The following is an 11,859-nucleotide window of genomic DNA, read 5'->3' as shown; positions in this document are numbered from 1 at the left end:
GTCCTGTTGGAAGCGGCAAACTTCTTTGGTGTCGGATACTCATCATGCGGGTCATAGATCCAATCAAGGAAGACGATGTCTCGTGGAATGTGCTCCAGCAGTTCAGGGTGATGCAAAATCACATCACCGAAAACCATCAAGGTCTTTCCCTGCTTGGCTGCCAACTCCCGCAGCCTGAGCAGATGAGCCAGGTATACTTCACCCTTGCCCTCTCTCTCCACCATGGCATCACTCTTGCCAGCGCCCAGGTCGTAGGTTTCATCAGAATCGATGTTCAACACGGAGGAACTGAAATTGGGCAGAAACTCTGCATACATCCTATCCAGCAACGTGTACGTCTCTTCAACAGCGGGAGAGAGCGTCCAGTACAGGTCGCTCTCGCGCAGGTGCCGGTAGCCTTTGGTGGTGAGAAGGCGATTGCAGTGCCCGAAGGACTGCAGGTTCGCCTGCAGCTCGATGTAGTGTTCCTTGCACCACTGGTCAAGCTGCCGGATTTCCTCTGCGGTAATCGGATCGGCGCCTTGATGCACATCTTCAAGAAACGAGAAGGCAAAGGTGTGCTCGATGTAAAGCTGCAGCACATTGATCCTCAGCATGGCAAGCTTCGATACCAGTTGTTTCAGATAGTCCAGCGTATATACCCTGCCCCGACTGATATCGAGCATGAGGCCGCGGTTTTCAAGAACCGGCCAATCGACTATCTCCACGTCCAGGAGGGACCCGTCCTCGTTTGCCTGACGGGCTAGTTGCTGATAAGCCAGGCATCCATAGAACAACCCCTGTTCGGTTTGGGAACAGAGGTGAAGGGAATCCTCTTCGATGGCAAGGATGAAGCCTTGATCATGCTCGGGGGGGATTGCATCCAAAACCGAGCCGAATCGAATAAAGAATGACTCACCCTCGGTGTGGCCAAGTGTGACCACATCCAAAGTCTCGATGCTGAGGGTCTTCAGGACATAGTGTATATGCAGGGGGCAGTTGGTATAGACCGTGAGGCTCTTGTAGTTCAAACAGGTGGTTTTCGTCCCATAGGTCATCTGCTTGGGAACGGGAAACAATGTGTACATGATTACCTCCAAGGATAGGCACGGTCCCATAGGTTCGTGCAGTTGCCGGTCCACAGGGTGGTATACCCCTCGTGGGCCTTGTATGTTTCCATCCAGTAGTCCAGTGCAAGTCCTTGGTGCAGGGCAAGGCGCTGACTGTTGAGCCAGATGACTGCCTCGGCGTACCGGCTGGCAGCCTTGTCAAATGCGTAGACGGCACCTTCCGAGCCAATCTCCACCGCCTCATTTTTCCACAGCCGTACAAATTCGTTTCTCAAAGATAGAAAGACGCGATACAGCTCCTTGATGTCGAGAATCCAGCTTAAAATCTGGTCTTCGGTGACTGCCCTTTCCAGGAAAGACTGCCTGATGGCATGACTCAATTGCCCTTTTCGCCCGGTGAAGGAGAGACACCTTGCTGCATGCAGCAGCTCCTCTTGGAACACAGAGTCATCCCTACTCTGTCCCAGTTGGTTGAGAGCCTCTCGGGCAAGGCTCTCGACAGAGGCAAACGTCTCTTTCGAAATAGAGGGGTAGGCATCGTCGCCGACCAAGGACAGGCCTTTGAACAGGTCGTCGAAAAAGGCGTAGAAAATCTGGGTCTTGAACGCTGTGGTAGCCGATGGCAGGGTGTTGATCGCACCAAGAAGCGAATATGCCTTGCTTTGGTGGGCATCGGCGAAGAAAAGAGCATGCAAGGCCGCGTCCAGCTCTTTTTCTTGGGTGACTGCACCATTGTAGGCGTGCTCGGCCCCCCGTACAAAGCCGTGATAGCTGAAGGATATCGGTTGATGATGGCCGTAATCACCCCAATGGGTGACCAGTACGCCTTGCACCTGTCTGGCAAAACCCTCCTTGATGTAGTTTCGTATGTTAGCATCAGCCTGCTGGGTTCGGGGGAAGAGTGCATTCCAGCTGCTGGTACCCGGTGCCAGCCAGAAGGGGCGTTTGCTTGCATCGTGATTGTCCAAGGAAGGGAATTTCTCCAAAGGATTGTAGTTCCAGTCGATGAACACCAAGTCATCATCCAATTCGTCCTGAAGGTTTGGATACTTGTTCAAGCAATCGCCCCAGAGTTGGAGCTTGACGGCTCCCGCTTTGCGGGCGACGGAGGCAATTCTTTGGATGTGCTCTTTGAAGACTTCGCGCCCGCCCTTCTGCTTTACTGCCTGTTTGCTGTATCCGGTCCCCAGGTCATACGCTTCATCCAGATTCAGATTCAAGGTCTTGGACGTAAACCAGGGAAGCACTTCATGGAAAATATCGGAGAAAAGGTCATAGATTTCAGGCTTGCCTGCGGCAAAGCTGAACAAGGAGACTTCCGACTCGGCAAGGGTATGGTAACCGGGGTTTCTCAGAAGCCCGTGGGCATGGGAGAGGCATTGTATATTTGGCTGGAGCTCAATGCCGTACTGCTTGCAATAGGCATCCAGATACGCCACCTCCTCCTTGGTGTAGTAGCCGTTGGAACGAGAGAGCAAAGGATGGGATTGCAGTATGTAGCAGTCTTCCATGTAGAGTTGCAGAACATTGTATTTATAGGAGGCGAGCAAACGGATCACTTCCTCCATTTTTTTTCGATTGGGAATTTTTCCTCGGGAGACATCAAGCATGACCCCCCGGTAGGGAATCGATGGATAGTCCTCAATGAGGGTGAGCGGAAGCAGCCCGTCTGTCTGCCTTGCAAGCTGCTCGAGGGTGGCAAAGGCATTGCGAACAGAGGCGGGCGAGATACCATCGATGATGACCTCATCGGCTTTGATGGTAAGCCGATACGCTTCTCTGGCCAGCAGGTCGTGATGAGCAAAGGTATCGGGTACCGGGACAGGCTTTCGCTCAATGCGGATGGGAATGCCATCGTTGTTGATAGGCGAAAGCATTGCTGTAGCAAGAGGCTGGAGGGAAGCATCAAGCGATGCAATGCAGAAGCCACGCTCTGCATGACAGAATCCTGGTGAAACAACAGAGATGTGCTTGGGATGGGGAATGAAATACATGATTGGATATCTCCGGTAGAGGAAATTGGACCGGGCCGATAGGTTACATCGGCCCGGATCCGTTTCGATTCGTTTATTTTGCCTTGATCATCCCATGCAACAACTGGTAGACGACAAAGTTGTCATCACCGGCGGAGTTGAGGTACAGGTTCTCAGGCCCTTCCCAGATGGTCCTCAGGCCATTGCTGGTCAAGTTTCGGGCCTGCTTGGAGTAGAGAGGAAGCACCGGCAAGGTCTCGCTGAACGCGATGGCGAGTTTGCTGATGATTTTCTTCTGCTGATCGACATCCCAACCCTTGACGGAGTCTTGGATCAAGGTATTGAAGTTCACCTCGCCCAAGGAAGTCTTCTGCACCATCGGAAATGAAATTCCCACCCCGGCGGCCCCGGTGTTGCTTGCCAACAGAGGTCCTTCGTAGGCGTACATCGGATGCGGTTGACCGGTTCCGAAGAACGACATGGCCAACTCAAACTTGCCACTGTTGATGTTCGGGGTTCTCTGGGTGGATTCAATTCCGTGGAATGTCGTCTTGATGCCGAATGCAGTCAACTGCTGGGCGGCTTCCGTAGCTGCTGTTGAGGCATCGGCCCATCCGCTGGGGCACTGCAAAGCCAGTTCAAAGGGTCTGCCGTTTGCCAGGTACCACACATTGTTGCGCTTGCTCAATCCTGCTTCCTTGAGCAGGGCTTCCGCCTTGGCGAAATCGACCGGATAGGTGTTGAGCTTGCTGACATCGACCCAGGATTCAGTTACGCTGTCACCAAGGCCGGTCGCATACTTGACTCCGACCGATACTCCGGGAAGAGCAAGTTGTCCGATGCGGTTGCGGTCGATGACATGGGCGATGGCTTGGCGAACGCGGACATCACCGAGGGGGGCGAGGGCATGGTTGAAGTAGATGGCAAGACCATCGACGCCGGGAAGTTGGACAAACGTGTATCCCGCCCGCTCGAAAGCCTGCATCGATGAGGCCGGGAAGACGTGGGTCAGGTAGTCGATCTTGCCGCTGAGTACCAGCGGGGTAAGATCGGGAACATCACCGTTGTAAATGGTCAAGGTCTTGAACTTGACCTTGTCAGCAAGGAAGGAGTTGGGGTTGAGCGGCATCTCAATGCTTGCCTGGCTCACCTTGGCAGGATCGATGTAGTACGGACCACTGGAGTTCACCAAGGTGGGGCGGAAGGAGTTGAAGTCTGCAACAAGGTTCTTCCACTCCTGGCTGGTGGAATCGAGACCCTTCTTGACCAGCTCGGCGGTCTTCTCTGCATAGCTTCCATACGTCAGGGTATCGACAATGGGCTTGCGCAGCACATTGCGGATAAACAACGGAGTGGCGCTCTTGATGCCGAATTTCACCTGTGTGTCCGAAACAACCGTCACATCGCTTATGTACGTCCATGCAGGGTTGCCTACCAGGCGATAGACATAGAAGGTGGTCCAGACATCCTTGGCTGTCACCTTCTCGCCGGTAAGCCACTTGGCATCGCTGCGCAAGTTCACCGTCATGACAGTTGAAGCATCGTCGATGTTCCAGTCGGTTGCCAGCATGGGGGTATACTCCCCGGTAGCATTGAGGTACAGAGCCAAGGGCAGTTGATGCATCTCTCTCCAGAATTTGAGCTCGATGGCATTGGCTACGAACATGTTGAAATGCCCGGTCGGAGGGATGGAATACGGCCAACCTCCGGCGAACGTCGGTGCCAGCTGAGGTCCTTGAGGAGCAGGGGCGGTCGGTTCAACGTTTCCTGCTGCACCGAGGCTCACTACAATGAGCAAACACATAGCAAGTACAAAACCTAGTCTTCTCTTTCTCATATCAAACTCCTTTTTCGTCGTATGAGTCTTTCTTATTACGTCTCTCCTTCACGGAGAAGAGTAAACTTATTACCATCAGGATCACTGCAATCACCAAGTTCACATAGGTGATAGTGCGCTCGGTACTGCCTGTCATCTGAAGGGGAAGCATCCAGATGGACAGAATCAGAGAGAAAATGCCGAAGCCCAGCATCAGGTAACTCCATCCTTTTTTCATGACTGCTCCTGATACAAATGACAGGAAACCTGCCAAGAGTCGTCAATCGGCCGTAGATTCGGAGTGATGCGTTCACACAAGCCTGCAATAGCCTCGGGGCAGCGCGGGGAGAGACTGCAACCTGGGGGGATATGCCTGAATGAGGGAATCTCAACACCTTTGAGTTCATACGCATCAACCTCATCAATTTTTCCGGCAGCCAGGATTGCCTTGGTATAGGGGTGATGGGGATTGCCGAGCACCTGTTCGGCAGGTCCCATCTCCACAACCTGACCAAGGTACATCACCGCCAATCGCTGGCCCCAGGCGAAGTATCGGCCCAAGGCAAGGTCGTGGGTGATATACAGATAGGCCACCCCCATTTTCTGCTGGATTTCTTTCAAGGTCTGCAACAAGCTGATCCGCATCGAGGTATCAATCATGCTGGTGGCTTCGTCAACTACGATGAACTTCGGATTCATGGAGAGTACCCGTGCAATGCTCACCCGCTGGCGCTGTCCTCCCGAAAGGTTTGCCGGATACTTGTCAATGAAGTCATCCACCGGAGTAAGGCCGACCATCTCCAACAGGTGGACCACCTGGCTGTACAAGGAGGCGAAATCACCAGCCTTCTTATGCCGCTTCAGCGGGGCCGCGATCATATCAAAGACCATCTGTGTCGGATTGAGTGATTCGTAGGGATTTTGATGAATCATCTGCACATCGGTTCGGAACGTTTTCCAATCCTTCTTGTCCAGTTTTGAAACTTCCTTGCCGTTGTAACGGAACGACCCAGCGCTGTAACTTTGCAACCCCGCCAGAATCTTCCCCAAGGTGGTCTTTCCGCACCCCGACTCCCCTACGACGCAGATGGTCTGGGAAGCATCAAGGCTGAGATCAATACCGCGGAGAATTTGAACATCACCGGTCTTGCGATTGTGGAAGGACTTCTCCAAATCCTTGATTTCAATGAGTGCCATTGGGTGCCTCCTTGAGTGCATGACAGGCCGCCCAACGGTCAGGTCCTACCTGCTTGAGGCGGGGCACCTCGATTTTGCACCGCTGGTGGCAGAGTTCACAGCGCGGTGCAAACAAGCAACCTTGCATCTTCTCCACCAAGTCAGGTGTAGAACCCGGGATGGAATACAGTTGTTCAAACGAGGCATCGAGGCTGGGAATCGCCTTCAGCAACCCCTTGCTGTACGGATGTTTTGGATCTGAAAAAAATGCCTTGGTCGGAGAGTTCTCCACCACCGTCCCTGCATACATGGTTACCACCCGATCCGAAAGCTGGGTCACGATTCCCAGGTCATGGGTGATGAACATCATGCTGAAACCCTGCGATGAGCGAAGCTCGTTCAACAGTCTCAGGATTTTCTTCTGGGTGATGAGGTCCAGTGCCGTGGTCGGCTCATCAAGGATGACCAACTGCGGATCAAGCAGCAGGGAGAGCGCTATCAAGGTACGCTGCTTCATGCCGCCGGACAGTTCATGCGGATAGGCATTCAGCACTGTTTCACTGTCCAGATAAACCAACTCAAGCAACTTTTTCGCACGTGCAAGCACCTTCTCAGGTTCATAGGGATTCTCATGGGCTTTCGCCGTATCGAGGAACTGGGTATAAATCTTGGCAACGGGGTTGAAAGAGCTCTGCGAAGCCTGGAACATCATGACAATGTTGTTCCATCGAAGAGGGCGCATCTGGTTCTCGTTCAGCTTTGTCAAATCAATGCTCTTCTGTCCCTCGGGAGCGAACCAAATCGAGCCTTCGACAATCGAAGCGTTGCGGCTGAGCATCTGTACAATGGAGGTTGCCAACGTGGTTTTACCGCATCCTGACTCGCCGATCACGGCTACCGAAGTCTGGTGGTCGATCGAGAAGCTTGCTTGGTGCACTGCTTCAAGGCTGCCCCGCTTGGTGCGATAGTGAATCGAAATATTCTGTATGTCCAACAGTGGTGGTCTCTGCATGCAGGCTTCTCCTCTTACTTACTTTTGCAGGGCAGGGTTGAAGAACTCTTCCATCGAGCGGGAGATCCACACCAAGGAGAGAATCAACAAACAGATGACGATGGTCGGAGCAAGCAGGAACCAAATAGCATCGGGGTTGTAGATGACCCCCTGGTTCCAGGCCACATTGATCATGACTCCCCAGTTCTGGTCCAAGGGGAGCAAGCCAAGAAAGACCAACCCGACTTGCGAGTAGATGGCAGCCCGCATGAGCAACGTGAAGTTTGCGACTACGAAACCCATCATGTTCGGCAGCACTTCCTTGAATATGATGTGCACCTTTCCCATGTCGAGCATGAATGCCGCCTCGACGAAGTCCCGGTTTCTCAACGACAGAACTTCAGCCCGGACGGTTCGGTAGAGCCCTGCCCAGGAAAGAATTGCCAGCACGATGGCAAGGGTGGTTGCATTCAGGGTGAAGAAGCCCGAGAGGACCACCAACAACGGAAAGCGGGGAATGGTGAGCCAGACATCTGCAAAGAAGAGCAACATCTCATCAAATTTTCCACCGACCAAAGCCGAGAGGGAGCCCAGCGTTATACCCAGCACTACTGCAATGCTTGCGGTCATGAACGACATGACCAACAGTTCCCTGCCGCCGCTGACAATCTGCGCCCAAACATCCCTTCCCAGGTGGTCGGTTCCCAAAATGTGCTCGGAAGAGGGAGGCATGAGCAGTTTTGTCGGATCGGAGATGGTATCAAGCGGGAACCAGATGGGCCCGATCGCAGACATCAGGATGATTGCCATCAGAAGTATGAAACCCAAGGTTCCGATGGGATCGCCGAACAAGGCTGAACGCAGGTTTCGGAAGGTTCTGCTCCACTTGGTGGTGGTATGTTTTTTTGCCAAGGCTTGTAGATCATCAGGCATGGGAAGCCCCTCCTTTCACTCGAATCCTGGGGTCAAGCACGCTGTATACCAATTCTGCCAAAAGGTTTGCAAGCACGATGGCAATCGTCATGACCAAGAAGATGCCCTGCATCAATGGATAGTCCCTGTTGGTGGTTGCCTTGAGCAACTCCAGACCGATTCCTTGGTATACGAACAGCTGCTCGATGATGAGCGAGCCCCCGATGATGAAGCCCAGGCGCATCGCAAACTCGGTGGCGATGGGCAGCATTGCATTGCGTCCGATGTAGGAGGTAAGGATGGTGCGGTTGGAGAGCCCCCGAGCCCGGGCGATGACAGCATAGTCGGCGTTCAAGCAGCCGGTGGTGCTTCCCTTCATGAGGATGACCCAGATGCCGATCTGTGAGAGGAAATACGTCAGGATGGGACCGAAGCCATGCTCCAAAACGCTCTTTATGAACGGCCAATTGAAGCCTGCGGTGACGCCGGCATCAAAATTACCCCTCATCTGGAAGATGGGTACGATGCTTTTTGTCCCTCCATAGGTGAAGACGCCAAAAATGAGTATGACAAAAATGGCAATGAGGAAGTCGGGAATGGCACTGAGGAATGAACTCAAACCAGAGATGATCGGTTCGTACCAGCTGTTGCGCCGATAGGCGGAAATGGCTCCCAAGACTATGCCTACCAAAAAGGAGAGGATGAGGCCTGTACCGACAGTGAACAAGGTCCAAGGCAGACGGCTTGCTATGATCGTGGAGACTTGAACACCGGGGGAGAGAAACGAGGTGCCGAAGTCCAGCTGTACAGCAGCTTTGAGGTAATCGAAATATTGGATCAGCAGGCCTTTGTCCAAATCGATGGAAAACAGGGCCTTGGCACGGGCATTCGCCTCTTCGTAGCTCATACCGTACTGGACAACCAGGTTCTGGATGTACTGTTCGATCGGGTTGGACGGCATGAGCCGGATCAGGAAGAAAATCAGGGTTGTCACCACCCAGACGGTGAATACAACCTTGAAGATTCTTCCTCCGACGTACCGCAATGTTTCCTGTTTCATGGTCATCTCCTGTCGATTCCACTCAGTACGGTGGAGATGTAGGTATCGGCGACCAAGAGAACCACTCCTTTGGCAGGCAGGGAGAGGTGCTCTTGTGAAATTACTTCGATTGGATAGGGGCAATCCTTGAAGATGGCTTTGATCTGAAGGATGCTCTCGTTGCTCAGGTCACTGAGCAACCCGCCTGTCAGGCATACAAACTGCGGGTCGATGAGATAGAGAGCTTTCAGAATTGATTCCTCCAAGAGTCCCATAAGCTGAACCGGGTCTTGATACAGTGCATTCTGTTCAACCAGATTCTGGATATGACGATCGGAAAAGAAAATTTCACCGCTTGCACCGTTGCAACCTTTGAACAATTTCCCATCAATGATGATGCCGCTTCCGATGCCGAAGGGTTTTTCGTTGATGATGAAGACCATGGAGGAGGCCTTTTCCTGCTTGCTGGCAGTCTGGTAGTACACAGCGGCACAGTTTGCATCATTCTCAACTACTACGTGCAGGTTGGGAAACGCAGATCGGATGGATGCGGTAAAACCTTCCACTTTCCAAATTTTCGGTACTTCTCGATCGACGATCGTACGTTTGAACGAGGAGAGGTTCCCTTCATTGTCCACCACCGACTTGACGGCGATACCCACCCCTTTGATATTCTCATACACGTTGGTGAAGTGGTCGATGATCAAGATGATCTTTTGCGTCAACTCTTGGGGGGTAGGATTTTCCAAAGGAATATGCTGGAAGTGGATTTCTTGGTCTGCAAGCCCGATTACATGCAAATCGATGAAGGTTTCTTCCAAGTACAGACCGAGAAAATATGCACGCTCATTGGCAATCTCAAGGTATTGGCCGGGTTTGCCGACTTTGCCTTTTGCAGCGCTGTTCTCCTGGGAAGAAGGTTGCAACAGCCCTTCCCTTTTCAGGTCGTTGACCAGATACGATATTGTTGAAGCTTGTACATGAAGCTTTTCCTTGAGTTCAGCCTGAGTGAGGGTGCCTTCCAATCGCAGGGTCTGAAAGAGAGCGAACATGTTTTGGTAACGTTCCTGAGATTTGTTCATAAGCCTCTCTAAATTAATTCGTTCAAACTATGAATTAATTCTGAAGCACATTTTTACTTCTGTCAATTGTTTTTTTATGAAACTTTCTCGCTTGCATGTTTCTGGGTGTACGCATAGGAACAAACCATTGAAGTCAGAGGACTTACCAACACCAATCCTATACAGCCGATAAGGGTGTGCAGGATTTCTGAAGCCACGCTTTGGGAGTTGAGAATGCTCATCAGCGGGGTTCCTTGGGCCATGTACACCATCATGATGGTCAGGTAGCTGCCGAGATAGGCAAGCAGCAAGGTGGTGGTTTGACTGCCCACCACCGATTGGCCGATGTGCATGCCGCTGGCAAACAGCTGTCTGCGTGTTACTTGTGGATTATGCAGATGCACCTCGTCCAAGGCTGCACTGATGTCGATGGCCAAATCGAGTATGGCACCGCTGCAGGAAAGGTAGATGGCCGCTTGCAGCAGCTTGGTCAGATTGACCTGCTCGAACCCGGCAAACAACAGGGATTCCGACCAGCTCATCACCGCCCCATGGATGGAAAAGTATGAGGTGCCGACCATGGCAAGCAGGCAGGTGACCAGCGAGCACAGCAAGGAGCTTGCAATGGCGCAGTAGGCTTTTCTGGTGAGGCCGGCAACCAGAAGCAGACAGGAGACGGTCAAGACCGCCCCTACCAGCAGGGCGACGAATATCGGCTCATACCCTTTCAGGCAGAGCGGAATAAGAATCTTCCAGATCAAGAGGAAGGCAAGGGTGAAGGAGAGCAGGGTCCGCAGCCCTTTCCTTCCTGAGACCAACACGAGCAGCAGGGCGAAGAGTCCAAGCAGCTGCAGCTCCTTGGAAACACGGTAGAGGCTTACCATGTTGGCAAAGATGATTTCTCCGTCTTCAGCCCGCTCCACCAACACCCAGGCCAAATCGCCTTCCTGATAGACGGTATCGAATTCCATCTTGCCTCCCAGCAAGTTGACAGCATCGATTTCCTTCTGCTTATAGGGAGATGAGAGCAGGCGGACGGTGACCACCTGTTCTCCCATGTTCACGACCCCTTTCTTGAAGAGATTGGAGTTGTTCACTGCAACGACGCGGGCTTTTGTTCCCAAGGCGTTGCTGTAAAGTTCCCGTTCAAAACCGGTGGGGATTACAAACAAGATAAGAGCAAGAATGAGCAATCCAACAATCAGAATATGTTCACGAACGGCCAACGTTATTTTCATCACAGGTTCCTTTACAAAACTCTCCCCCCGGTTGGAGGGAGAGGAGGAGAATAGGTTCTTGTCTTGGTTATACAACGCCGGTCAGCTGCTTCAGCTTGTCATAGACTTCGGTGTTGTCGTATGAACCACTGAAGAGCTCGCTGCCGCTGCCGTATGCGTATACGCCGACCGGGGTTCCGGTGTGGGAGTAACTGGTCCAACCGATACCTGCCTTGTTGTTGAGAATATGGGTCAGTGTGACAGAGAACGGATTGTATCCACCATACAGCAGGTAGGCTTGGTCGCTGCCATCGCGCTGTTTTGCGGGAAGCATCGCCTGCTTGAAGGCTGCTTCCAGCTTTGCGTATTCAAGATCGGAGAGGACCAAGGCCTTGTTTGCAGTGCTCTTGCCGGGGGCGACCAGACCAAAATCAGCTTCAACCAGAGCGAGCGCCTGGTTGAATCCCATAGTGGGATTCGCTTGCTGCAGCTTGGAGAACTTCTCATCAAAGGCGACGTAGGAAAGCTTCTGGTTGTACAGGATGTCCAAGGCGGTATTGTAACCAGTACCGGCATAGCCGATGGTCATGCCGCCGGTCTCGTGGTCTCCGGTGACAACGATCAA

Annotated in this window: 11 protein-coding genes; all 11 read right to left on the bottom strand. The window is 52.6% G+C overall.

All coding sequences use genetic code 11. The features are described from left to right. Positions 1-1,067 (bottom strand): family 20 glycosylhydrolase (locus tag B3F49_RS00115; protein ID WP_349681271.1); only part of this gene is annotated, 1,067 nt, incomplete at its 3' end. Positions 1,068-1,069: 2 nt separating this feature from the next. Next, on the bottom strand, positions 1,070-3,043 hold the full coding sequence (locus tag B3F49_RS00110) for a family 20 glycosylhydrolase (RefSeq protein ID WP_293893270.1): 1,974 nt from the start codon (positions 3,041-3,043) through the stop codon (positions 1,070-1,072). 73 nt (positions 3,044-3,116) lie between these two features. After that, a complete protein-coding gene (locus tag B3F49_RS00105; protein ID WP_293893268.1) occupies positions 3,117-4,859 on the bottom strand; it encodes an ABC transporter substrate-binding protein in 1,743 nt (580 codons plus the stop codon). Between the two features lies 1 nt (position 4,860). After that, on the bottom strand, positions 4,861-5,076 hold the full coding sequence (locus B3F49_RS00100; protein ID WP_293893265.1) for a hypothetical protein: 216 nt from the start codon (positions 5,074-5,076) through the stop codon (positions 4,861-4,863). Next, positions 5,073-6,035, bottom strand: a complete 963-nt coding sequence (locus tag B3F49_RS00095; protein ID WP_293893262.1) for an ABC transporter ATP-binding protein — start codon at positions 6,033-6,035, stop codon at positions 5,073-5,075. The genes B3F49_RS00100 and B3F49_RS00095 overlap by 4 nt, the downstream gene beginning before the upstream one ends. Next, complete coding sequence (locus tag B3F49_RS00090; RefSeq protein ID WP_293893259.1) at positions 6,022-7,026, bottom strand: ABC transporter ATP-binding protein; 1,005 nt, start codon at positions 7,024-7,026, stop codon at positions 6,022-6,024. The genes B3F49_RS00095 and B3F49_RS00090 overlap by 14 nt, the downstream gene beginning before the upstream one ends. A gap of 18 nt (positions 7,027-7,044) precedes the next feature. Continuing rightward, positions 7,045-7,938 (bottom strand): ABC transporter permease, encoded by an 894-nt coding sequence (locus B3F49_RS00085; protein WP_293893256.1) that lies wholly within the window; start codon positions 7,936-7,938, stop codon positions 7,045-7,047. After that, a complete protein-coding gene (locus B3F49_RS00080) occupies positions 7,931-8,977 on the bottom strand; it encodes an ABC transporter permease (RefSeq protein ID WP_293893253.1) in 1,047 nt (348 codons plus the stop codon). The genes B3F49_RS00085 and B3F49_RS00080 overlap by 8 nt, the downstream gene beginning before the upstream one ends. Before the next feature lie 2 nt (positions 8,978-8,979). After that, the gene (locus tag B3F49_RS00075) at positions 8,980-10,038 is read right to left on the bottom strand and encodes an ROK family transcriptional regulator (RefSeq protein WP_293908445.1); all 1,059 of its coding nucleotides are present in this window, start codon (positions 10,036-10,038) and stop codon (positions 8,980-8,982) included. A 74-nt stretch (positions 10,039-10,112) separates the two neighbouring features. After that, positions 10,113-11,255, bottom strand: coding sequence for a YibE/F family protein (locus B3F49_RS00070; protein ID WP_293908444.1), 1,143 nt, complete (start codon positions 11,253-11,255; stop codon positions 10,113-10,115). A gap of 67 nt (positions 11,256-11,322) precedes the next feature. Further along, positions 11,323-11,859: alkaline phosphatase (locus tag B3F49_RS00065; protein ID WP_293908443.1), on the bottom strand; the 537-nt coding region annotated here is incomplete at its 5' end.

Origin of the sequence: Sphaerochaeta sp. UBA5836 (genome assembly GCF_002432845.1) — a bacterium.
In the GTDB taxonomy this organism is placed as follows: Bacteria; Spirochaetota; Spirochaetia; order Sphaerochaetales; family Sphaerochaetaceae; genus Sphaerochaeta.
Note: the sequence above shows the minus strand (reverse complement) of the source record. Positions and strands in the feature narration are given on the sequence as shown.

Excerpts from the sequence above, each read along its gene's own strand:
- B3F49_RS00110 (WP_293893270.1), bottom strand. The coding sequence starts at position 3,043 with ATGTATTTCATTCCCCATCCCAAGCACATCTCTGTTGTTTCACCAGGA.
- B3F49_RS00105 (WP_293893268.1), bottom strand. The coding sequence starts at position 4,859 with ATGAGAAAGAGAAGACTAGGTTTTGTACTTGCTATGTGTTTGCTCATT.
- B3F49_RS00100 (WP_293893265.1), bottom strand. The coding sequence starts at position 5,076 with ATGAAAAAAGGATGGAGTTACCTGATGCTGGGCTTCGGCATTTTCTCT.
- B3F49_RS00095 (WP_293893262.1), bottom strand. The coding sequence starts at position 6,035 with ATGGCACTCATTGAAATCAAGGATTTGGAGAAGTCCTTCCACAATCGC.
- B3F49_RS00090 (WP_293893259.1), bottom strand. The coding sequence starts at position 7,026 with ATGCAGAGACCACCACTGTTGGACATACAGAATATTTCGATTCACTAT.
- B3F49_RS00085 (WP_293893256.1), bottom strand. The coding sequence starts at position 7,938 with ATGCCTGATGATCTACAAGCCTTGGCAAAAAAACATACCACCACCAAG.
- B3F49_RS00080 (WP_293893253.1), bottom strand. The coding sequence starts at position 8,977 with ATGAAACAGGAAACATTGCGGTACGTCGGAGGAAGAATCTTCAAGGTT.
- B3F49_RS00075 (WP_293908445.1), bottom strand. The coding sequence starts at position 10,038 with ATGAACAAATCTCAGGAACGTTACCAAAACATGTTCGCTCTCTTTCAG.
- B3F49_RS00070 (WP_293908444.1), bottom strand. The coding sequence starts at position 11,255 with ATGAAAATAACGTTGGCCGTTCGTGAACATATTCTGATTGTTGGATTG.